The 22,101-nt window shown below is 56.1% G+C and carries 16 protein-coding genes and 1 pseudogene; 4 read left to right on the top strand and 13 right to left on the bottom strand.

Annotated elements, in window-relative coordinates; genetic code table 11:
- Nucleotides 1–361: 361 nt before the first annotated feature.
- The 8 genes from ACOI8A_RS02915 to ACOI8A_RS02880 form a co-directional block, all read right to left on the bottom strand.
- Nucleotides 362–958 carry a hypothetical protein gene (locus tag ACOI8A_RS02915; RefSeq protein WP_420649521.1) on the bottom strand — a complete coding sequence of 199 codons (597 nt, stop codon included), beginning with the start codon at nucleotides 956–958 and terminating at the stop codon, nucleotides 362–364.
- Nucleotides 959–974: 16 nt separating this feature from the next.
- Entirely contained in the window at nucleotides 975–1,394 is a 420-nt protein-coding gene (locus tag ACOI8A_RS02910) for a hypothetical protein (RefSeq protein ID WP_420649520.1), read from the bottom strand.
- Nucleotides 1,395–2,182: 788 nt separating this feature from the next.
- Nucleotides 2,183–2,503 carry a hypothetical protein gene (locus ACOI8A_RS02905; protein ID WP_420649519.1) on the bottom strand — a complete coding sequence of 107 codons (321 nt, stop codon included), beginning with the start codon at nucleotides 2,501–2,503 and terminating at the stop codon, nucleotides 2,183–2,185.
- Nucleotides 2,504–3,030: 527 nt separating this feature from the next.
- Complete coding sequence (locus ACOI8A_RS02900; protein WP_420649518.1) at nucleotides 3,031–3,483, bottom strand: hypothetical protein; 453 nt, start codon at nucleotides 3,481–3,483, stop codon at nucleotides 3,031–3,033.
- A gap of 11 nt (nucleotides 3,484–3,494) precedes the next feature.
- Entirely contained in the window at nucleotides 3,495–8,420 is a 4,926-nt protein-coding gene (locus ACOI8A_RS02895; RefSeq protein ID WP_420649517.1) for an RHS repeat-associated core domain-containing protein, read from the bottom strand.
- Nucleotides 8,417–9,157, bottom strand: a complete 741-nt coding sequence (locus tag ACOI8A_RS02890; protein WP_420649516.1) for a DUF4123 domain-containing protein — start codon at nucleotides 9,155–9,157, stop codon at nucleotides 8,417–8,419. Before ACOI8A_RS02890 ends, ACOI8A_RS02895 begins: the two co-directional genes overlap by 4 nt.
- Nucleotides 9,147–11,189: a type VI secretion system tip protein TssI/VgrG gene (gene tssI / locus ACOI8A_RS02885; protein WP_420649515.1), complete on the bottom strand. Its 2,043-nt coding sequence runs from the start codon at nucleotides 11,187–11,189 to the stop codon at nucleotides 9,147–9,149. Before tssI ends, ACOI8A_RS02890 begins: the two co-directional genes overlap by 11 nt.
- A gap of 131 nt (nucleotides 11,190–11,320) precedes the next feature.
- Complete coding sequence (locus ACOI8A_RS02880; RefSeq protein WP_007919523.1) at nucleotides 11,321–11,836, bottom strand: Hcp family type VI secretion system effector; 516 nt, start codon at nucleotides 11,834–11,836, stop codon at nucleotides 11,321–11,323.
- 384 nt (nucleotides 11,837–12,220) lie between these two features.
- Between ACOI8A_RS02880 and ACOI8A_RS02875 the strand changes: the two genes are divergently transcribed.
- The gene (locus ACOI8A_RS02875) at nucleotides 12,221–12,898 is read left to right on the top strand and encodes a type 1 glutamine amidotransferase domain-containing protein (protein WP_420649514.1); all 678 of its coding nucleotides are present in this window, start codon (nucleotides 12,221–12,223) and stop codon (nucleotides 12,896–12,898) included.
- A gap of 55 nt (nucleotides 12,899–12,953) precedes the next feature.
- On the opposite strand, the gene ACOI8A_RS02870 is transcribed toward ACOI8A_RS02875, so the two are convergent.
- From ACOI8A_RS02870 to ACOI8A_RS02860, 3 genes are all read right to left on the bottom strand, one after another.
- Nucleotides 12,954–14,324 carry a VOC family protein gene (locus ACOI8A_RS02870; RefSeq protein WP_420649513.1) on the bottom strand — a complete coding sequence of 457 codons (1,371 nt, stop codon included), beginning with the start codon at nucleotides 14,322–14,324 and terminating at the stop codon, nucleotides 12,954–12,956.
- 111 nt (nucleotides 14,325–14,435) lie between these two features.
- A complete protein-coding gene (locus ACOI8A_RS02865) occupies nucleotides 14,436–15,374 on the bottom strand; it encodes an alpha/beta fold hydrolase (protein ID WP_420657631.1) in 939 nt (312 codons plus the stop codon).
- A gap of 22 nt (nucleotides 15,375–15,396) precedes the next feature.
- Nucleotides 15,397–16,851, bottom strand: a complete 1,455-nt coding sequence (locus ACOI8A_RS02860) for a flavin-containing monooxygenase (protein ID WP_420651264.1) — start codon at nucleotides 16,849–16,851, stop codon at nucleotides 15,397–15,399.
- 190 nt (nucleotides 16,852–17,041) lie between these two features.
- On the opposite strand from ACOI8A_RS02860, the gene ACOI8A_RS02855 reads away from it, so the two are divergent.
- From ACOI8A_RS02855 to ACOI8A_RS02845, 3 genes and pseudogenes are all read left to right on the top strand, one after another.
- Nucleotides 17,042–18,115, top strand: a complete 1,074-nt coding sequence (locus ACOI8A_RS02855) for a diguanylate cyclase (RefSeq protein WP_420649510.1) — start codon at nucleotides 17,042–17,044, stop codon at nucleotides 18,113–18,115.
- An 85-nt stretch (nucleotides 18,116–18,200) separates the two neighbouring features.
- On the top strand, nucleotides 18,201–19,439 hold the full coding sequence (locus ACOI8A_RS02850; RefSeq protein ID WP_420649509.1) for a M20/M25/M40 family metallo-hydrolase: 1,239 nt from the start codon (nucleotides 18,201–18,203) through the stop codon (nucleotides 19,437–19,439).
- A 268-nt stretch (nucleotides 19,440–19,707) separates the two neighbouring features.
- A pseudogene (locus ACOI8A_RS02845) lies at nucleotides 19,708–19,896 on the top strand (hypothetical protein); the annotation flags it as partial.
- Nucleotides 19,897–20,026: 130 nt separating this feature from the next.
- On the opposite strand, the gene ACOI8A_RS02840 reads toward ACOI8A_RS02845, so the two are convergent.
- Nucleotides 20,027–20,896, bottom strand: a complete 870-nt coding sequence (locus ACOI8A_RS02840) for an isocitrate lyase/PEP mutase family protein (protein ID WP_420649508.1) — start codon at nucleotides 20,894–20,896, stop codon at nucleotides 20,027–20,029.
- 115 nt (nucleotides 20,897–21,011) lie between these two features.
- Complete coding sequence (astA, locus tag ACOI8A_RS02835; protein WP_420649507.1) at nucleotides 21,012–22,046, bottom strand: arginine N-succinyltransferase; 1,035 nt, start codon at nucleotides 22,044–22,046, stop codon at nucleotides 21,012–21,014.
- Between the last annotated feature and the right edge of the window lie 55 nt (nucleotides 22,047–22,101).

Raw genomic sequence — 22,101 nt, 5'->3', positions numbered from 1 at the left:
AAAGAACTTGTTAATGCTGAACTTGCCCCGGGTTCTCCATAACCTCGCAGGGCTCCTGTTGATAAATTTTTAATTGGGCGTCGACGAGGCCGGATGTCATTAAGTTTGTTGCAATTAGGCTTTCTTGAATTTGGGTCGATAGGATCAGTCGTTCTATACGAGCGATTGCTAGTTGGCCATTCAGATGTGCCTATTCTACTTTGCAGTAATCTATTAAGCATCGAAAATTGCCAAGTCTTCTTGTTTGAAAAGCTTAAACTAACCAAAGGGAAAACATTTATTTAACCGGAATAAATTTTTTCCTTTGTCTGCGTAAATGCTCCCCATTCCCAAAACTTCAGTGAGGATTGTTTTCTGTTTGCTATTCTGATGTGGAAAATTTGATGTTGAAGTAGTCGAGTAATGTCTGGCCTCTTGATAACGCCTCACGAACCTCGGCGCTTTCACGTAAAAGTTCCTCACTCGGCTTTACATGCCGACTGGAAGGCAGTGGCTTTGACCACTGCAATATTTCCTTGGGGAAACCTGCTTTAGGTCGTTTATTAACCCACCCCGAAATGTAGCAAGGTAAAGTCCATCCACTAAAAAGCTGAATTATCAAAAAACCCCAGATATAGCGAGGAATGGAGTGTTCTTTGCGATAGGTTCGACGACATAAATGGAAGAAAGCGACGCTTCCTTCTTCAAGTTCATCCGATTGTTGCTGTGGTAACGCTGAGGGGCCTTCTTCCATATATGCGCGTATTGCCTCCCACTCAGATATAGCAGAACTTAAATTTCCGCTTGAAACGGAGGACCATAGTAGATCACCCGTGTCTTTATCGCGAAGCCCGATCATTAGTTTGAATTCAGGTAAGACAGCATATTGCGTTACTAATGTTCCAGAAGAGACACAGGCGATAGTGTCTTCCCACGATACATATCGTGGGCTACTGCCTCTTATCGGAACAAAAGCCACCTCCCGTCGTTCACGATTAAATCGAATCGGGGGGGGGCACTGTAATTTGACGAACTGATAAATAAAAAACTACTAGGTATAAAAAAGCTAAAGTTAACACGATGGTCCAAACTACCGGCCCGGAAAAAAACTCCCACCAGCTTTGAAGAAACGGCTCAAATCGCCTTCTACTCCAAGACAGATAGCCAGTTGCTATAAATAGAAAAATGATGAAAAACATCACCACGCCAATGCCGACTCGCGACATAAACTCAAAGTTTCCGCGGCCCACTGCAAAATCGAGAAATGTGTCATTAGCCTCTCGATGTAGTTGACGACTGCTGAAAGGTGGAAGACCTGTCGGTACTGGTTTTGGTGAGAGATAAATAATCTCGATACCAGCTTTTTTTTCAAAATCTCCGGCGTGGGGTAATCTGCTATATTTAGTCTCAGACATGTAAGTTTTCCGGTTTGATTTCGACCCATTTTAATGAAGGGTGATGTTTGACTGAAGAATCACCTTTTATCGGTGATTTGGTGCCGGATGATCGAAGAGATATCGCATAATACAAGAAATTCTCCTCAGCTTTTAGCGGCGAGTTAGCAATATCTGGCTGTACGCTTAAGCGTACTCGTAACTGCGCTTGCTCACCACACCAACTATCTGGTATTTGGAGTCTGAGTTGGAGAGGGTTAATATTAATTAGTGTGAGATTATTTTTTAATTCGTGGCAAAGGTAGCGGATCTAATTATTTGTAGGAAAAGTAGTGCATTTAATGCGTTAGTTCGATCGTCCCGGCTGCACGAATGTCCCCGAGTGGCCCTTTCTTGTCCCCCTTTCTCTGTTATTTTGGTTGTTATTATTTTTTTCAAAAATTTATCTTGTCCACACTACCGATTATTGCCGTTACTCTATCAGCAAACTCTTCTTCGGTTGTAAAGGTTGTGTTGTTGATTAGATCTAGAAACCATAGCGCATTTAGGGTTGAAAATGTTTCAAGGCACTCTGGCCGCTTCGCTTTTGATTCAGGCATGTCGTTCGCGGCGAATCCATGGCCTTTACCTTCCGATAGATAAAAATACTTATCTGTGAATGAGTAGCCTATAACTTTTGGCCAGCTTGAGCTATGCGGGAAATCTGGTTCCAAATCATTTTTGGCAATTATGTAAAAGGCTCTCATTGTTTTTCGGGAGTTTGCCGACTTTGTCGAAGTTTGCTTTTTGATCATTTGGATGAAGTTTAATTAATTATTTAAACCTGTAAATTTAATGATTGGAATGTGAAGTTTTTCAAGTGCTTTGGTGAAATCATTTAGTGTTGGGGGGGGTGAGGTTTTTAGACAATCTAGTATCCAGAGTGCGTTTAGTTCGATGAATAAAGGTGTCCATTCAGGGTCGGAGGCTTCAGCCTCCGGTAACTCAAACCCCGATAGTCCATGGCCTTTTCCTGCTGAAAATAACAAACATTTATGCTCGTAGCAGTACGCAATAAATTTTGGCCAGTCCGAGTCGTGAGGGTTTTCTGATGGACGGTCTTTCTTCGCTAAAATAAAGTAGTCTTTCACTGTTTCTCCGGTAGGATCTCAACTTTGTCGAAATGTATGACTCTGCTGTTTGTGGGAATCTGTTGTGCACCACCTTCGCCATATGCTGGATACGCGTCAGCGAATGGTTCCAGCTTGGTTTTATCCTCGTCACCCTTCCAGAATGGCGTTCGGGCATCAGGCTACCCATCTGTGTAGAGTTGTAACGCATCAAACTCTCCTCTTAGACGTGCATCACTCCACGAGCCTTTACCGTTACTGTCAGGACCCACCTCGGGCCCCTTAACCTGGAATGCTTTCCTCGCTTCAGAACCAGTATCAAACTTCTCAAAGCCAGCGTAGGTCACTTGTGCAGATTTAGTTTTCAATGTACCGAGTGCACTCGTATCGACAGTGCCGTCATCATGTTGATAGCGGACTGCCATTCGGGACAGATTTATTTTTCAGTTAGAAAATAAATTTTTCCCCTTTCCTCCTTTTCCTCTATTTAACAATAAAGTTGTCCCTCTTTTCGTCCGTAGCCAGAAAGGTGAGGGAGTCTGTCGTCTTTAGCTCCAATCGATGAATAGGTTGTCTGGACGGTCCTGGGGAATCGTCAACGTTGTACCGTTTGAGGAAGTGGCAAGTATACAGTCTTGGCTAAATTCTATTTTCTGGAACGGGTTAGTGTTGCTTAGTACGATCAACCAAATTAGTTCATCAGTGTTTTTATTAGTCATCGCGACGAAACCATCCTCCCCAGACGCTAAGCACTCACCGCAGTGGATGACGTTTCCCTCCGAATCCTCTGTAGTGGAAATGGTCGCGAGACCTTCACAGGTTATGCTGGTTGTTGACCCAAAATCTAGTGCGGGTATCCACGTCTTGTTTTTAATTTTCTTTTCACGCCCAGGGCTTTCAAACAGGCAATAAAATCCATTTTTAATCATTATTGAGTCGGATTTCGGGTACATCTCTTCTTGCCAGTCCGCTTGTATTTTTTCTCGGTCGTTGTGGAACATTTTATAACTACCTAGTCGTTGATTTTTGGTAGATCTTTGATACCTGTAGCCGGCGCTGGCTTGCCGTCTACCCAGTTCCGTTGCTCATTTCTTCTGAGGCTAAAGGCTTTTTCCCAAGTTTTTTTCGATCCGGGCATGATGTCTTGAGCCGAAACAATTTCGATAGGTATAGTCTCTAGCTCAGCCAATTGAGCGGCCCTCAATCGTCGGTTGTCATAAGATACAAGCTGTCCATCAACTTCCATCACCCGGATCGTGGAACCTTCTCTGTTCCAATCCCAAGTGCCGTTGCGCATCATTTGTTCGTAATCCTGTCCATTTTTGTTTACCCCAGGTTGAGTGAAATTGATATCTTTGGGGTTTACATTGCTTGGCCCAGGCCTATGCTTCCGACTAGAAGCGTCAGGAGGGTTGCCTTCTCTTGCATCAACGCTTGATCCTGATGGGCTAGACGGCGGCTCAACTGGAATTTTACATTTTTCTGAGTCAGGGCAGTTGCTGCTCAATCCCAATGGATCCACCCACCCCGTAGGATTAGGCACGTACTGATAGTTGTTCAGCCCACCCGCGAGCTTGATCGGATCCGGCGTCAAAAAACGTCCAGTTCCCGGGTTGTAGTAGCGATGGCGGTTGTAGTGTAACCCCGTCTCAGCATCGAAATACTGACCCTGGAAGCGAAGCGGGTTGTCGATTTCGCATACGTCGAGCGCTGCAAGGTTGCCGTAGGCGCGGTATTTTGCCGACCACATGATCTCGCCGCTGTAGTCGGTGAGTTCCTGCGGAGTGCCGAGGTGGTCGAGTTGGTAGTAGAACGGCGTGGCCTTTAGTGGACCCTCGCCGTCGAGCATCGCCAAGGGGCGGAAGCTGCCGGGTTCGTAGATGTAGGTGCGATAGCGGTTGTCGGCGCTCTCGGCGATCAGACGTTCGCCCTGCCACAGGAATTCGGTGGTATGGCTGTCGACGGTTTTTTCGATACGGCGGCCGAAGGCATCGTATCTGTATGACGCGGTACTACCCCCCGGCAGACTTACGCCGATCAGGCGATGTTGGCAGTCATACTGATATTCAGTGACGAGTTTCTGGTTCGCGCCGCGCCGTTCGCGGGTCAGGTTGCCGTAGGCGTCGTAGTCGTAGTGGCGGTCGCCCTGCATCAGCAGGCGGTTGCCTTTGACGTTCGCCAGATTGGCGACAGGCATGTCGGTCTGGCCGAGCAGATTACCCGCCGGGTCGTGGGCGAAGGTTTCCGGCGTTGCGCCACGCACGCTGATGAGGCGATCAAGTGGATCGTAGTGGTAGCTGCGGTTGCCTTTTCGGCTGTCGTCGATGCCGGCGAGGTTGCCGCTGGCGTCGTAATTGTAGCGACGCTGGAACAGATTTTTTTCGCGTTGGCTGACACTGTGCGCTTGCAGGCGACCCTGGTCGTCGTATTGGTATTGGCTAAGCAGCAAGCCCTGTTGACGCTGTTGTTCACGGCCAGCAGTGAACTGGTGGGTGGTCAGGCGTGAGCCATTGAGGTCGATGCTGCCCAGATGACCGCCCGGTTGGTGGCGATAATCGAGTGTGCTGCCATCCGGCAGGCGGCAGTGACTGAGCTGCCCGACGCTGTCGTATTCGTAACGCGTGGTGCCCCAGCCTTGGTGTTCGGTGATGAGGCGGTCTTGTACGTCGTACTCGTAAGCCAGCGGCCAATGGCCGTCGTCGACATTGACCAGACGACCGAGGGCGTCGTAGCTGTAGTGGATTTCCTCGCCATCGGCCAAAGTCTTCACCAGCAGGCGGCCGGCGGCGTCACGTTGATACTCGGTCAGCAGTTCACTGCCGTCGTCGCCGAACTCGCTTTTTTTGACCAACTGGCCATTAAGGTCGTACTCGTAAGCGGTGCGACGACCGTCGAACCCGGTTTCCTGCTGGATCAGGCCATTCGGGAAATAGTCGAGGTGATAGTGCTCACCGCGCTCGTTTTCGATTTCGGTGAGCAGCAGACGTGAGTTGTCGTAGCGATAGCGCAACTGGCTGCCGTCTGGATTGATGCGGCGACTAACGAGGTGCAGGTTGTCGGCATACTCGTAGCGAGTGACACGACCCAGTTCGTCGCGCTCGGCAGTGACACGGCCATACGGGTTGTAGGTGAAAGCACGAGTGGCGCCACCGGGCAGGGTAATTTGCGCCAATCGGTTGGCAGCGTCCCACTGGTAGTGGGTGATGGCTCCGGTTTCTGCCTGGCGCGTGATCTGCCGGCCGAGTACGTCATAACGATATTTGCGCTGCCCGCCGTCGGGCAGACGCTCTTCCAGCAGTTGGCCTAGGTTGTTCCAGCCCAACTGATGGCGGCTGCCGTCCGGATGCCTGATCTCCAGCAAGCGACCTTGGCTGTCATAGCTGTAATGCGTTGAATTACCATCCGGATCAACCTGCTCGGTGATATCGCCTTGGTCGTTGCGCCAATAAATCCACTTGGCTTGGCCGCGATTCACCACGCGGACGTAGCCGTGGTAATACTCATACGTGGTCGGGGTGTCTTCCGGCGGTATCACCGCAACCAATCGACCTGCGTCGTTGTATTGGTACTCCGTGATAGCGCCGAGTGGATCTTTTTCGGCGATCAACCGGCCCTTGTCGTCATAAGCCTTGAGGTGTTCCGCACCATCCGGGTCAACTTTGGCAACCAGGCGAGCCTTATCATCGTGGGTATAGACCTCTTCGCTGCCATCAGCATTGGTAACGGTGACACTGCCTTTGTCATCCCAGACGTAGTGCGCATCCATTTGCGAGAAGCTGGCCCAGTGATGGACGCAACGCGCCGACTTGCCTTCCTTTTCCCACTCCCAATAGAAACTGGCGCCACCAGCGAGTTTTCGTTCGAGAATGACGTTCTGGTTGTTGTAGGCGTAATGCTCAGACTCACCGGCAGCATTCGTGGCTTTGATCAAGCGTTGCTGAGTGTCGTACTCGTACGAGACCACCGTCTGGACAGTGCTCCAGGCGTCTTCCAGGTTGTCTGCCGGGACGAATTGCTGGTAGTCGATGGCGACGATGTGTTTGCGGTCGTACCGAACCAGAAGTGCTCGACCGGCCCCGTTATCCACTCGCTTGATTCGACCATGGATGTCACGGGTGATGTGCAGGCGATTGTCGTAGTTGTCGCTGATGGCGATCAGCGTCGCGCCTTTGCTGTTGAATCTGAAATGGTAGAACCGGGGGCGCTCGCCTGCCTGTGTCAGCACCAATTCGGAAGGATCGGCGCCTATAAAGATAGCCGCTTCCGAAAGACTATTAGTGATTGCCGGTCGCTGTACGCTGGGAAGAGGAAATGTGGTTACACGATTTTCGTGATCGGTCCAGACGACCTCATCATCATTGATGTCCACCCGCTGGGCGAGGGCATGACTCCAGCCAAAGCCAAGCCCACAATCAATTTCCGCTGCACTGGTGCGGTAGAGGCGGGTCCAACTGAACGGCACCAGACCGCCAAATTCGCCATCGGTAATTGTTAGAAGTTCTTCGCCGGTGACCATCGAGACGGGGCAGCCGTTGGTGCAGGTCTTCTTCGCGCAGGTGGCGCTTTTGTCATCGGGTGTCTTGGACTGATCAGGAGCGTCGTCGACTTTTTCTTTAGGTTGCAGAGTGGAGTGGTTTTTTTTCTTGTCCCTTGGGAATGAAGAGGCGTCGTTGACTTTCTGTTTCGGAGTATCAGCAGTTTTAGGCAGTTGTTTTTTTGGCGGCAGGCCCTCTACATGGCTTTTGGGTTCAGCTTTCAGTGAGCCAACCTTTGGCGCTTCGGTGGTCGCTTCATCGATTTTCAGCGCTGCGATTTTGGCAGGCTTCATCGGCACATTTTTAGCGCTGGCGATAATTGGCTTCGACACTTCAGCATGGGCGGGCAGGGCGTGTTTGTTGCTGAGTGTCATCAAGGTCGACGCAAGGTCTTCAAGGTACTTGATGGCTTCTCCGGATTTGACAGCAGAGAGGACTTTGGTGCCCGCTCTCACCGCCAGCCCGGCGCCACCTGTCAGGCAGATGCCTACCAGTACGTTGATCAGGAATTCCGAGGCGATGGCAGTCATCACGTCGACAACAACCTGCGGCGGCAGCATGCCGACCCAAGCAACAATGGCGGAGACGTAGATGAACATCAGCGGCTCGTCGCTGAGGATCAGCAAGCCTGAAGCGATGGATTCTTTGGAGGCGGAGTACAGCTTGTCGATCTCGACGTCAGACAGATATTTTTTTAGCTGTTGGTAGTTTTTCTGAGGGTTGGCGAGCAAGTCGAACAGGCTTTTTATGTCGTCCCATAGTCTCAGCAGGGCCTTTTCAAAACCTTCCAGCGCTCTTTTGAGCAAAATGACCGAGCGTCCGGTGCGATCCGCCGCCGAATAGCTGGTCCATTGGGGCTGAAACTTGCTCGACCATTCGCTTTGCAGCCAGCCTTCCAGTTTGCCGATAACGCCTTGATAGGAGTCGTAGAGCGCCTTGACGTTGCTCTGAGACACGTTCGGGAAAAAAGTAATGCGATAGGTCTGACCTTTCTTGCAGCCCTCTACGACCTTGATGCCACTCGGGCCAATCATGGTTTCAATGACTGGTCCCGTAACGTCGTCGTAGAACGTGCCTTTGGTGACCGGCTCCAGTTTCACCGGAGTGTTGCCAATAGGCACGAAGCGCGCCGATTCGAACATGTGAATCAGTGTGAAGTCACCCACCAGCGGGCAGGTCGCGTAAGTTTCCACTGCGCCTGTCTTGGTTTTTCGCTCGGATACGCTGACTTCGTTGCCGACTTTGAATGTCTGGTCAACATCCAGTGCCCAGCCGGTCCAAAAACCGTCGGCCCAGTTTTTGTAGTCACTCAGACAGTTCTTGAAGTCGTTGAGAATCAGGCTCACGTCAGGTGTTTTGGCGTCCAGCACGCGCAGGACCAATGTACCAATCGGGGTATTCATGACGTGACTTCCTTTGTCAGCTGGGAGGCGAGTTGCTCTGCTATGTCTTCTATATTTGGGTTTTGGCGTACGAAGCGCTCGACCTTTCTACGCAGGTTGGCTTCAGGGAATTCGTAGTACAGCTCTGGGCATTCCTCCGCCAACCACTGCATCAGGTTCTCGACAACCGTGGTGTGATCTTTTTTCGCGAGAAGATCCAGTAGCGTTTGAGGCACCTCCCACCAAGGCCATTCTTTTGCCGGAGACACGGCTCTTTGGCCGACTTCAAGGTTTTGGCCATTGATCAGGTAACGTTCAAATACCGGTAAGATTTCCCCGGCTGCGGTTCCCAATGCTTCTATGATCGGATAGATGTGCCGGCCGTCCCAGAATCGGAAAAACACTTCTGTAGTATCGGGCATGCGCACTTGAGTCAAGCTGCGCAGGTGTTCTAACACTGGATCCGGAGCGCTCTTGGACACGGCGAGCCAGCCCCAATCCATCGCATCGGTTTCAGCGATCCACTGCAGGAAGTCTGCGTTGGGGGCAATTTCTGCGAGGTAGGGCATTACCGGTTGCCAGTTGGCGTAAGGCGTTCCCCCCCAAATAGGTTGTAGTTGTGGTGCATTGTCCTGCTGATAAAAGGACTTGAGAGGTTGAGCATCACTCGCCGCGCTAATGATCAGGTACAGGCGCTGATCTTTTTGCAGTGGCTGTTGCGCCAGCCATTCCTTGGGTGTCAGTCGTTCAGATGGCACAGGCACCTGCCTTGCATTTTTCACACTCTTCACAGAACGGAGCATTGCGTTTGAGGGTGTTGATCTGGGCCGGGGTCAGGACAGCGCCGGCCTTGTCGGCGTCGGCCTGTTTCAGTGCGCCGGGCATCAGTGGGGCTGCGCCAGTCCCGCTACCCGGCCCACCACCGGAGTTGATGTTGATAACCGGCCCGCTCATGGTCACGCCGCCGGCATCGATCTTGATAAAGCTCCCCCCGCCAATCAGCGTCAACTCAGCGCCAGCCTCCATCACCACTTTCATGCCGCTGCTCAGGTGGATTTCCTGACCCGCGTCGATGAACTGTCCGGTGCCGATCTTGATGTGCTGATTCACACCCACCGTCAGGTGATCACTGGCCTGCGCCTCGACCTTGCGATCTGCATACACCGTGTGATGTTCTTCGGCTTTGAATTCCGTGTAGCTGTTCTTTTCGACGGTGTCGTGCCGTTCGTTGCCGACGCGAATTTTCTGGTCGTGCTCGATGTTTTCGTCCCAGTCGCGCTGGGCGTGCAGGAAGATTTGTTCCTGGCCTTTTTTGTCTTCGATGCGCAGTTCGTTGAAGCCGCCGCCGCCCATCGAGCTGAGGGTTTTGAAGGTGCTGCGCGTCTTGTTCGCCGGCAGGGCGTAGGGGACGGTGTTTTCCTTGTGGTACAGGCAGCCGCTGATCAGCGGTTGATCGGGGTCGCCTTCGAGGAAGGTCACGAGGACTTCCATGCCGATGCGCGGGATGGCGATGCCGCCGTATTGCGCGCCGGCCCAGGCGCTGGAGACGCGCAGCCAGCAGCTGGTTTTGTCGTCGGCCTGGCCTTCGCGGTCCCAGTGGAATTGCACTTTGACGCGGCCGTACTGGTCGCAGTGGATCTCTTCACCTTTGGGGCCGGTGACCACAGCGCTCTGGCTGCCGAGGATGCGCGGTTTCGGGTGATTGAGCGGCGGGCGATTGGGTACGTCCCATGGCGTGGCCTGGAAACGGTTGCGGTAGCCCTGATGGAAATCGTCTTTCAGCGCCGTGGTGTCGCTGGTCACCGACTCTTCCAGCACTTGCGGCTGTTTGCCTTCGTGCAGGATTTCGGTGAGCAGCCACAGGTCGTTCCACTTGGCTTTTGGGTGTTCGGTCAGCGCGAGAAAGTGGCCGCTGACCAGCAGTGGCTGATCGCTTTTGCCTTCGGCTAACTGGAAGTCGCTGCGATGGCGTTCGAGGGCGCGTTTGGCCAGGTGTTTGCCGCGCTCGCGGTCGATGAAACGCCCTGGGTAGTCGTAGTCTTCGAGGTCGGGCAGGGCGTCGCCACGGTTTTCGCTTTCGAGGGTGATGCGCGGTTTTTCGAAGTCGTAATCGCGGCGCGTGGTGCGGCTGGTGCGGGTTTCCAGGCGCAGGTCGAAACGCTTGATCACCGGGTCGCTGGCGACCATGCCCGAGTCTTGCTGATAGGCCACTGGCTTGAGTTTCGGGAACACCGTCTGGTCATCGCCGAAAATCAGTTTGTGCGCCGTGGCGCTGTGCTGAAAGTGGTAGTGAATACCTTCTTCTTCGCACAGGCGCTGGATGAAATGCAGGTCGGATTCGTCGTACTGCACGCAGTAGATGCGCTCGGGGTAGATCGAACCGGTCTGGAAGGCGTAGGCGTTGCTTTGAATGCCGTGTTCTTCCAGCACCATGCCGATGATTTTCGGCACCGTGAGGTTCTGGAAAATCCGCTGATTGACCCGGTGCGCCAGGTACGACAACTGCGGGCGCAGGGTCACGGCGTAACGCGTCAGGCGCTTGCCGGAATCGCCTTGCGCGGCGCGGTAGATCTGGCCGTGAATGCCGCTGCCGTCGGGCGACAGCTGCAAAAAGGCCGGTTTGTGCAGCAGGGTTTCGAGGTCCAGCGACGGCTGCTCACTGACCAGCTCCACCTCGAACACAAAAGGCTGGCTGATGGCTTCCCGGCCTTGCAGGGAAAACACCTGAAAGTCGACGGAAAGACCTTCGATGGTCAGAGCAAAATGGGTTTCATTGGCCGGCGCGAACATCCCTTGTTCCTCGTGCTGTACAGCGGCGCTCGTCGACCACCGCAAAGCGGGTCAACGTACGCGAAATTCTGGAGGGGCGTAAACAACATCGACCAGCAGAGCTGGCCGATGTGTGAAGCGATCAGCCGTAATTAAACGACTGGAGCACGCCAGTCATCGGAACCCGAAGTACCGGATACTTCGTGGGTCCAGGTGATTTTGCGGTAGGTGAACTGCACTTCTTCCAGGTGGGTGAAGTGCGAGTTGCCTGGATCCTGGCAGTTGTGCATTTTGTTGTTGATGGCGACGATGATCGCGTCTTCCAGTTTGGTGGTGTAGTAGTGCTCTTGAGTACCTTGAGCCGAAGTACGGAACCACTGGATAACGATTTCGCTCATGCGCTCGCCCGAAGTCAGAGCAGCTTGCAGCAGTGGCGAAGCCTTGTCGTAGACCTTGGTGATCACAACTGGCTTGTGCACGCGCTGACCGGTTGGCTGACCGGATTGCGGGTCACGCGGGATGATTACGTCGTGGCTGAACGCCTGAACCATGACCTGGTCTTCGTGACCTTCCTGGTAGGTGTTGCCAACGGAGTCAGCGGTGAAAGCGCCGGCAGTGATCAGGCCTTGTTTTTCGCCGGTAACCGACATGTACGCTGGTGTAGCCATGGGTGTGCTCCTTGCTGAAATTGAGAGTGCCCGGAGGCGAAATCGCCCGGTGGGTGGCTGAACTGTTATCAAGGAGCGTGCCAACTTTGACGAAGTGCCTGTCAGACGGGGACTTCGTGGCTTCGGCGCAGGATTTTGATCGTTTTTTGATCAGCGGTCAGGCGAAAAGTGCGCAAGAAGTTGCGCAATTGCGCGAAGCACTGCGCAACTTCTTGCGCACTTGGCTACAGGCCTTGCAGCGTAAGGCCTGTAGCGATTTTATGGGATGTTTTATTACGGGGTACTGCGCAACTTCTTGCGCAGTATGGCCCGGCGCTATCATCGAACGATTTCCCAAGGCTGACGGTCAATCACTGACACATTCCTCAACCGAGTGAGAACGACATGAAAATCCTGATGGTGCTGACGTCCCACGATCAATTGGGCGATACCGGCAAGAAAACCGGTTTCTGGCTGGAGGAGTTTGCCGCACCGTATTACGTGTTCAAGGATGCCGGTGCGCAGATGACCCTGGCCTCGCCGAAGGGTGGTCAGCCTCCGCTGGATCCGAAGAGTGACGAGCCGGATGCACAGACCGAAGCCACCGAGCGTTTTCGCAAGGACTCGGCTGCGCAGCAGGCGTTGGGTGCCACGGTCAAGCTCGATACGGTGAAGGCTGAGGAATTCGATGCAGTGTTCTATCCGGGCGGCCACGGGCCTCTATGGGACTTGGCCGAAGACCGCCATTCGATTGCGCTGATCGAGGCGTTTCACACTGGTGGGAAGCCGGTTGCGGCGGTGTGCCACGCGCCGGGCGTGTTGCGCCATGTGAAGGGTGCCGATGGTCAGCCGGTGGTAAAAGGCAAGCGTGTGACTGGCTTCACCAACACCGAAGAAGAGGCGGTGCAGTTGACGAATGTCGTGCCGTTTCTGGTGGAGGATGAGCTGAAGGCCAAGGGTGGGGTTTATTCCAAGGCTGAGGATTGGGCCAGTTATACGGTTGAGGATGGGTTGCTGCTGACGGGGCAGAATCCGGCTTCTTCGGAGGCTACTGCCAAGGCGCTTTTGGCGAAGTTGGGTTGAGTCGTTAAAGACCAAAAGATCGCAGCCTGCGGCAGCTCCAAAGGCTGCGATTCTTTCAGTGGGACAAACATTTCTCTATCGAGCGTCGTTGCGTCTCGGCATACAGTCCTAACTCATCAATAGTCGAACGGCCCAGCGCCGTTTCGAATGCCTGGCGATTGGAGTGCTCGCCGTAGTGTGTCTGTGCCGCGTCTCCGAGGTTGGACTGAAAAATCCCCGCTGCGCTGACTGGCAGGAAATCTTCGTACACCAGCGGCTCAGCTTTCACACGGCCATCGCGAAGCAATTCCTGCAGCGATGCAGTACCCGTCCGAGCCGCCGCCAAGCCCTTTTCGGTGACGAAATAGCGAAAGTACGCCAGTTCCTGTTCGCGCATTCCCTCAAGGCTGTCAGGAAATTCGCTGAAATGCTGACTCATCAACGCGTTGTAACGTGCGGCGTTGGCTTCATTGGGAAACTCACCGAGTTCATCCCGCGCAGCATTCAGCAAACGGTCATACAGCGCGCGGCCCTTGGGCGTCAGCGCCGCGCCACGTTGTTCGATTTCGCCGAAGCGCGCGCTGTGGCTGCCGCGAGTTTTTGTCTGATCGGTGAAAGCAATCGGCTCATCGAGTGCCTTGAAACTGGTCTGGCGCAGCAGAATCGGACACTGCCGACGCGGCGGGCCTTCGATCACCGCTTTGGGCGTGATGCCATGCAGCGGCATCTGCGCTTGCACGATGTCGATGTCCAGCGTGCGCGGCGTCAGATGATTGATGTGCGGGCCTTTGAACGCCACCACATCGGCGATCAGGCGATGCTGAGCGCTCAGCGTTTGGTACTGCGCGGCGCTGACGGTTGCGCTGTGATGCCAGCGAAAAGTCTCCAGCGCCTGTAAGACGAAGTCCTCAGCCTCTATATCGACCAGCCCGCCAGCATTCTCGGCACGCTCGATTAATTGCAGTGCTCGCTCGGTAAAAATCGACCGTTTTTCCAGCACGGATTCAGCGAACTCCCGAACCGAAAGGTCTTCGATCAATTCCAGACGCAACAGCGAGGTAAACACTCGAAACGGACTGACCTGCAACGCATCCTCATGCACCGCACGAAATGCCGTGGAATGCACCGGCACACCCGCCGGAGTCAGATCGTAATAGCCCACCGGCTGCATACCCATCACCGCAAACAGGCGGGCGAGGGTGGCCAACTCTGCGGCGGTGCCAACGCGGATTGCGCCGTGGCGCTCCATGTCCAGACGCTCGATTTCGCCGGTGCTGTGCAGCTGCCGGGCGATCTGCGGCTCGCGTTCGAGCACTTCACGGTTGGTTTTTTCCACCAATTCCATCAGCGCGCCGTACAGCGGCACTTCTTCGCGGTACATGTCGGACATCGCTTTGGAGAAGCGTTGGCGGATCAGGTCGGGGCTGACGAAAGGCTGCGCGGTCATGAAAAAAATTCCTGGCACGGTCACGTAAAGGATGTGGGAAAAGATCGCAGCCTTCGCCCACGCGGGCAAACGAAGAATCCTACGAACTTCATTCTGCCAACGACTGATCCATCACACGACCTCGCGGGAATTTTCCCCAAGAAACTCGCGGTACAAGCGCGCGGTGCTGGCCGGTTGCTCGACCATCGGCATGTGCCCGACGCCGTCCCAAACATCGACGCGCAAATTGGCGATGCCCTTGCTCCACACCGGCACGCTGCTGACGTCGATCAAGCGATCCTTACGCCCCCACAGCAACAGCGCCGGGCATTTGATGTTGGGCAGCTTTGGTTCCATCGGCGGGCTGGCGCGAAAATCGCGGAATATTTCTTCCAGTTCGTCGCGCTGCTGCTCATAACGCTGGGCCATAGCATCGAGCACCAGACCGGGCACCCAAGGTGGCGTGGCCATGGTCATGGCGTAGAAATTGCGGAATTCTTCGCGTGAGTTGATCAGGAACGGATTGTGCCCGCGCGCCAGATGACGCTCCATGTCGCTCGGTTCCGGGGCGGTGACGCCAGCCGGGTCGATCAATGCCAGCGAAGCGATGCGCTCGGGATAGGTCGCCGCCAGCCAGGCGGCAATGTAGCCGCCCATCGAGTTGCCGATAACGTGGACTTTTTCCACGCCGCACACGTCGAGCAACTGGATCATGCGTTTGGCCTGCACGGCGATGTCGTAACCGCCGCCAGCCTTGAAGCCGGTTTCACCGTGGCCGGCCAGGTCCGGAATGATCACTCGGTACTGGCCGACAAAATGCCGGGCGCAGCGCAGCCACAGGTTCTTGTCGGCGCTGAAGCCGTGCAGCATCAAGATCGTGCTCGACGCCTCGTACGGCCCACCTTGCCAGGTCGATACCGTCATCTCGGCGATCGGTACCTCAATCTTGTGCAGCCGGTACAGCCTGGCCTCGGCAGCCATGCTCCAGTCATAGAGCCAGTGGCCGATGGTCGGGTAAGTCAACCAGCTCCAGGCCGCGAAAACCGCGATAGCCACAAACAGCAAAAGCATCTGACGTTTTCCTTCTACGTGTTCAGGACAGAATGTGGTCGGCCGGTTTCAGCGCCCGGGTCAAGCGGTGGTAGCTGAAACTGAAGCCCGGAAACATCGCGATCACATGACCGCTCCTGCTTTGATACCAACTGTGACAGCCACCGGTTTTCCAGACTGTGCGTTCCATCTCTCGGTGGATCATTGCAGTGTAGGTACGTTCTGCCTCGCGGCGAACTTCAATGCTGCGCAAGCCTTTTGCCTGCACGGTGCGGATGCAGTCGAGGATGTAGTTCATCTGCGATTCGATGATGAACAGCGCCGAAGTGTGGCCAATGCCGGTGTTCGGCCCGGTGACGATAAACAGGTTGGGAAAATCCGGCAGGCTGGTGCCGAGGTAGGCGCGTGGGTATTGCGCCCAGACGTCGCGCAGTTGCACGGCGTTTTTTCCGCTGACCGGGTAGGAAATCACCCCGTCGGTGGCGTCGTAACCGGTCGACCACACGATCAGATCGACATCGATGTGCTTGCCGTCGGTGGTGATCAGGCCGGTTTCGTCGATCGCGGCGATGCCTTGTTCGCGGTTGTGCAGACTCACGTTGGGGCGGGTCAGCGCCGGGTAGTAAGTGCTGGAAACCAACACCCGTTTGCAGCCGATAGTGAAGTCCGGCGTGAGTTTTTGCTGGAGTTCGGCATCAGGAATCTGGTGTTTGAGAAATTTCAGCGCCTGGCGCTGCACCATATGGATCGCCGGTTTCGAATATTTGAAGGCAATGACGCGGGTTTCGAACTGCCAGTAGATCATCCAGCGCAGCAGCTTGTAGGCCGGTTTGAGTCCCAGCAGCCAGCGCTGAAATCGGCCGAAGGTGCGGTCGGCACGCGGCAGCACCCAGTGCGGCGTGCGTTGGAACACGTGCAGATGTTCGACATCGGCGGCAATTGCCGGAATCACCTGTGCGGCGCTGGCACCACTGCCGACAATCGCTACGCGTTTACCCCGATAGTCGTAGCTGTGATCCCAATTGTTTGTATGAAAGGTCTTGCCTTGAAAGCGATCCTGCCCGGCGAAGCGTGGGATCACCGGTTGGCTCAGTGGCCCGCTGGCGTTGATCAGGAACTGCGCATAAAAAATTCCCTTGGCGCTGGTGTGCACGGTCCAGTGTTTCTTGCTCTCGTCCCACTCGACACGCTCGACGTTGGCCTCCAGCTCCACACGCTCACGCAGCCCGAAATGCTCGGCCACATGTTCGGTGTAACGCTGCAGTTCGGCCTGCCCGGCGAACATTTGCGTCCAGCGATAGGGTGCGAACGACAGTGAATACAGCGGAGAGGGCACATCCACCGCAGCACCGGGGTAGGTGTTCTGGCACCAGGTGCCGCCGAAGAAGTCGCGACGCTCCAGCAAACGAAAATCGTCGATCCCGGCCTTGAGCAAGTTGACCGCCGCGCATTGGCCGCCGAATCCGCTGCCGATAATCAACACTTTATAGGTCTGCATGCGCCTCCTTCTTAGAGTGTTTTTTCCGATTTGCTCACTTCATGTATAGCCAATGATTTGTGCTGTGGGCGGTGCTGATGGCGAGGTATTTCGCCCGCTGGCCGGTGATGGCTATTTAACGTTGCCCTGTTAGACTCCCAGCACATCCGTTGTCCGGTATGCGCAGCTGCGTTGAGTGCTCGAGGCCCTTATGGCAAGAACGGGAGGAAAGGGACTTTCATTGGCCAGGAGGCTGTACACGTCGCGAATCCTCGGGTTGGTTCTGGGGCTGTTGTGCGTGAGCGTTGCGATGTACCCGCTCGACCCGCCGAAGTGGGTCTGGGCACTGATGTTTTTCAATGGCCTGATCTGGCCGCATCTGGCATTTCAATGGGCGCGCCGCGCCGCAGTTCCTTTTCACGCCGAACACCGTAATCTGTTGATCGACGCCTTTATGGGCGGCTTCTGGGTGGCGGCCATGCACTTCAATCCATTGCCCAGTGCCATGACCGTTTCGATGATGGCGATGAACAACGTCGCCATTGGCGGTCCGCGTTTTCTGCTGGCCGGTACAGCCGCACAGGTGCTTGGTGTTGCGGTCGGGCTGGTGGTGTTTGCGCCGGCGTTTGTGCCCCTGACCACGCCAGCGCAACTGTATGCTTGCCTGCCGTTGTTGATGTTGTATCCGTTGGCGCTGGGCTGGATCTGTTTCCGCCAGGCCTACACGCTCGGCGTGCATAAACGTGAACTGCTGGCGCTGAGCCGCACCGACAGCCTCACCGGTCTGCTCAACCACGGCGCGTGGAAAGATCAGCTGGAAATCGAGTTCCAGCGCTGCCGACTCCAGCAGAAGGGCGCGGCGATTGCGCTGATCGACATCGACCATTTCAAATCCATCAACGACACCTACGGCCATGTGGCGGGCGACATCGTCCTGCGCCAGCTCAGCAAAATGCTCAAGCACAACTTGCGCGCCGCCGATGTCGCCGGGCGTTACGGTGGTGACGAGTTCTGCGTGATCCTGCCAGACCTGCCGCTGTTCAACGCAGCGCAAGCCATGGAGGCGTTGCGCGAGCGTTTCGCTGTCCTCGGCTACGATCAGAACCCGGCGCTAAAAGTCAGCTTGAGCATCGGGCTGGCTGCGCTCGATCCGGGCCACACCGATGCCACGCGCTGGCTGAATGACGCGGATCAGGCCCTCTACGAAGCCAAGGCCGGCGGGCGCAATCGGGTGATCTGCTGCAGCGACAGCCCGCCACGCCTTGAAGTGCTCGGTTCGGTCTAGGTCTTGGCGAGGTCGCATCCGGTATAGAGCCTTGGCGCGATGTCGGGTACGGTTGAGTACCCCGACGCGAAACAAGGATCGATTCATGACGTGCAATTTTCCGCGCTCCCTGCTGGCTGCCGGCCTCGGCCTGACGCTCACCTTCGCCGCCTCTGGCGCCTTCGCCGAGCCGCACAAGCAAGTGTTGGCCGACGCCGAACAGTACAAACCCGAAGCCCTGAAACTGCTGGAGAAACTGGTCAATATCGACTCTGGTTCCGGCGATGAAGCGGGCCTGAAGAAAGTCAGCGACATCGCCATCGACGAGTTGAAAAAACTCGGCGCGACCATCGAACTGGTACCCAACACTCCAGAAAAAACCAACCACGTCCTCGCCACGTTCAAAGGCACCGGCAAGGCGAAAATCCTGCTGATGGCGCACATGGACACGGTGTTCAAGGAAGGCTCTGCCGCCGAGCGCCCGTTCCACATCAAGGATGGCCGCGCCTATGGGCCGGGGGTGATGGACGACAAGGGCGGCATCGTCGCCGGGATCTACGCGCTGAAAGTCCTCAAGAATCTCGACTTCAAGGATTACGCGCAGATCACTTTCCTGCTCGACGCCAGTGAAGAAACCGGCTCGGACGTCGGAACCGACCTGATCAAGAACACCGCCAAGCTGCACGACGTGACCCTTAATCTTGAGCCGGGGCGTCCGGCTGACGGACTGGTGGTGTGGCGCAAGGGCAGTGCTACGGCGCTGGTCGAAGTCAAAGGCAAAGCTGCGCACGCCGGGGTCGCGCCGGAACTGGGGCGCAACGCGGCGATGGAGGCGGCGCACCAGATCTTGCAACTGGGCAAACTTGGCGATGAGGCGAAGAAAACCACCATCAACTTCACCGTGCTCAAGGCTGGTGACCGGACCAACGTGATTCCGGATCAGGCAATCGCCAAGGCTGACGTGCGCGCGGCGGTGCCCGAGGAGTTCGACCGGATCGAGAAGGATCTGGCGCGAGTGTCGCAGGACAAATTGATTGCAGACACGACCGTGACCACCACTCTGCAACGCGGCCTGCCACCGATGCCGCAGACGCCGGAGTCGGATCGCTTAATGGCGATGGCGCAGGGGATTTATGGCGAGCTGGGGCGCAAGCTGACTGAAGAAGGCAGCGGCGGGGCGGCAGATGCGAGTTTGTCGGCCGGGGTTGGCACGCCGACGCTGGACGGGTTCGGGATTGTTGGCGGGAATATTCATACGCCAGAGGAATATGCCGAGGTCGAGAGTGTCGCGCCGCGGATTTACCTGTTGTCGCGGATGATTATGGAGTTGGCGAAGGGCCAGTGACGAGATACAGCCTGAAAGCCCCTCACCCCAGCCCTCCCGAAACGTCGGACCGCCCCGAGGGAGAGGGAGCCGACTGAGGTGTCTCGCGTTGTACATCGACCTGAAGAACCGAGTCGATTATGGTTTCGGTAAAGCAGATTCAGGTCGATGAATGTCCCGAGCATCCCCGGATCGGTCCCCTCTACCTCTGGGCGGTCCGACGTTTCGGGAGGGCTAGGGTGAGGGCCAGATCTAAAGCCGAACACCGCCAGCGAAATCACCCCACAACTATCGGTTTGTTGTCGTGCGCGATCTGGCGGACACGTTCTCCAGTCTCAGCCTGCGGGGCATTTCCGATGGTGATCTGACGCGGGTGACCAGCGCGGTGCATCTGTTGATGCGCGAAGGTTGCGCGATTCTGGATGTGATTCAGATGCGCGCGATGCAGCGGGAAAAGGCGTATAGCACGCCAGCTTAGCGGTGAAGCAGCGGGCCCCATCGCTGGCAAGCCAGCTCCCACAGGGTTGGTGGTAGCCACCAATCCGTGGTCAGCCACAGAATTTGTGGGAGCCTGGCTTGCCAGCGATGGCGTCAGCCGGGCCGATACATCACTCTTTAACGCTCATGAATTCCTTGGCCCAGCGAATGTATTCCTCAGGCTGGGTATACGTATGCGTCAGCTCGGTAGCGCTCAAATCCGAGGCTTGGGCAAACATCTGCCGCTGTTCGCGCAAGCTGTCGTACGTGGCTTTGATCGCGGCAAAGTAAGCGCCGTGACCATCAATCGTCACACGCACACCCAGTTCGGCCAGGCGCTTGTCGTCGCGCAGGGCAGGGTTGCCGTAGGTCACCAGCATCAGCGGCACGCTCAGGTGTTCGGCGATCTGTTCGAGTTGATCGAAGTCCTGAATCCCGACCATGCAAATCCCGTCAGCACCGGCGGCCTGATATTGGCGGGTGCGGCTGATGATTTCCTGGTTCGGCAAAATGCCCGCATTGGTGCGCGCAATGATGGCCATTTCCGAATCGACCCGCGCTTCGAGTGCCGCGCGGATTTTGCCAACGCCTTCGGCGACCGAAATCAGGTCAGTGGATTTGCGGCCGAATTGTGCCGGCAGCAAGGTGTCTTCGATGGTCAGGGCTGCGACACCGGCGCGCTCGAGTTCGACGATGGTGCGCATCACGTTGAGCGCGTTGCCATAACCGTGGTCGGCGTCGGCGATCACCGGCAATTGCGCGACACGGCCAATGCGCGTGGCCTGTTCGGCGAATTCGCTGAGGGTGATCAAAGCGAAGTCCGGCGCGCCCAGCACCTGCAACGAGGCTACCGAGCCGCCCAGAATTCCTACTTCAAAACCGAGGTCAGCGGCGATGCGCGCCGACATCGGGTCGAACACCGAAGCCGTGTGGTAGCAGGTGTCGGACGCCAGCAGTTGACGGAAGTTACGGCGCAAATCTTGATGAGAAAGCCTGGACATACGAGTTCCACCATACGAAGGAATGGAAAGGCTTGAACAAAGGTGTCAACGCCGAAGGATGAAAAGGCTATCACGCGAAAGGGGCAAGGATCATGACGAATTTGCGTGGCGGTGCTCAGGCCGCCACGGCGTGCTGCTGTTGATTGGGTAACAACACCGCGCGCACCGAGTTGCCCGGTTGCAGTTGCAGGCGTTTGGCGGTCAGGCGGTCGATCACCAGACTGCTGCCGACCCGACGCGCGGCGGCGACGGTGATGCGGCAGTTTTCCAGGCGCCGATTATGGATCAGCCACAGCGGCGCCTGATCGTCCGGGGTGCCCACGCTGAGAGTCAGTTCAAGACTGTCGCGCACGGTGCGGATGTTGCGGATCGGCGCTTCGATCACCGGACCGCCGTCGAAAATGTCGATGTAGCCTTTGTGCGCGAAACCTTCGGCCTGAAGGATTTTCAGCGCTTGTTCGGTGTTGGGGTGCGGCTGGCCGATCACCGCTTGTGCCTGTTCGGTGAGCAGGCAGGTGTACAGCGGCTGACGCGGCATCAGTTCGGCGATGAAGGATTTGTTGCCCAGCCCGGACAAATGATCGGCGTGGCTGAAATCCATCTGGAAGAAGTGCCGACCGAGGCTGTCCCAGAACGGCGAACAACCCAGCTCGTCAGCGCTGCCACGCAATTCGGCAATCATTTTCTCGCCAAACAGCTGCGGAAATTCGGCGACAAACAGCAGCCGTCCCAGCGATAGCAAGCGCCCATTGCTGCCGTGGCGCTGGTCGTGGCGCAGGAACAGCGAGCACAGTTCCGATTGGCCGGTCAGTTCGTTATTGAGAAACAGCGTGGGGATCTGCCGCTGAATGCCCAGATCCGGCGCCGAGCTGACGGTCAGCCCGACGCGATAGTTGTACCAGGGTTCGCGCAGACCCACGGCGCCGGCCATCGCGCTGACGCCGACCACACGCTGTTCGTCGTCTTCGAGCACGAACAGGTAGTCGGCGTCGGCACGTTCGACCTGTTCGGCGAAGGCGCGCTGCGCCCAGCGTACCCGGTGGGCCAGGCGATCTTCGTTGGCCGGCAGGGTGGTGAACCCCGGGCCTGCCTGTTGCACCAGCGTCATTAAAGCTGGCAGGTCGCTGACGAGAACCGGACGGACAATCATGCTGCAACTCCTTTTGCGCGCCTGCTCGGGCACTGTCGTTGGATCGGGGCGCGTT

Source organism: Pseudomonas sp. P4795 (genome assembly GCF_048822895.1).
Lineage (GTDB): Bacteria > Pseudomonadota > Gammaproteobacteria > Pseudomonadales > Pseudomonadaceae > Aquipseudomonas.
This window is presented reverse-complemented; position numbering and strand designations above follow the sequence as displayed.

Excerpts from the sequence above, each read along its gene's own strand:
- ACOI8A_RS02910 (WP_420649520.1), bottom strand. The coding sequence starts at position 1,394 with ATGTCTGAGACTAAATATAGCAGATTACCCCACGCCGGAGATTTTGAA.
- ACOI8A_RS02900 (WP_420649518.1), bottom strand. The coding sequence starts at position 3,483 with ATGTTCCACAACGACCGAGAAAAAATACAAGCGGACTGGCAAGAAGAG.
- ACOI8A_RS02895 (WP_420649517.1), bottom strand. The coding sequence starts at position 8,420 with ATGAATACCCCGATTGGTACATTGGTCCTGCGCGTGCTGGACGCCAAA.
- tssI (WP_420649515.1), bottom strand. The coding sequence starts at position 11,189 with ATGTTCGCGCCGGCCAATGAAACCCATTTTGCTCTGACCATCGAAGGT.
- ACOI8A_RS02880 (WP_007919523.1), bottom strand. The coding sequence starts at position 11,836 with ATGGCTACACCAGCGTACATGTCGGTTACCGGCGAAAAACAAGGCCTG.
- ACOI8A_RS02875 (WP_420649514.1), top strand. The coding sequence starts at position 12,221 with ATGAAAATCCTGATGGTGCTGACGTCCCACGATCAATTGGGCGATACC.
- ACOI8A_RS02870 (WP_420649513.1), bottom strand. The coding sequence starts at position 14,324 with ATGACCGCGCAGCCTTTCGTCAGCCCCGACCTGATCCGCCAACGCTTC.
- ACOI8A_RS02865 (WP_420657631.1), bottom strand. The coding sequence starts at position 15,374 with ATGCTTTTGCTGTTTGTGGCTATCGCGGTTTTCGCGGCCTGGAGCTGG.
- ACOI8A_RS02860 (WP_420651264.1), bottom strand. The coding sequence starts at position 16,851 with ATGCAGACCTATAAAGTGTTGATTATCGGCAGCGGATTCGGCGGCCAA.
- ACOI8A_RS02855 (WP_420649510.1), top strand. The coding sequence starts at position 17,042 with ATGGCAAGAACGGGAGGAAAGGGACTTTCATTGGCCAGGAGGCTGTAC.
- ACOI8A_RS02850 (WP_420649509.1), top strand. The coding sequence starts at position 18,201 with ATGACGTGCAATTTTCCGCGCTCCCTGCTGGCTGCCGGCCTCGGCCTG.
- ACOI8A_RS02840 (WP_420649508.1), bottom strand. The coding sequence starts at position 20,896 with ATGTCCAGGCTTTCTCATCAAGATTTGCGCCGTAACTTCCGTCAACTG.
- astA (WP_420649507.1), bottom strand. The coding sequence starts at position 22,046 with ATGATTGTCCGTCCGGTTCTCGTCAGCGACCTGCCAGCTTTAATGACG.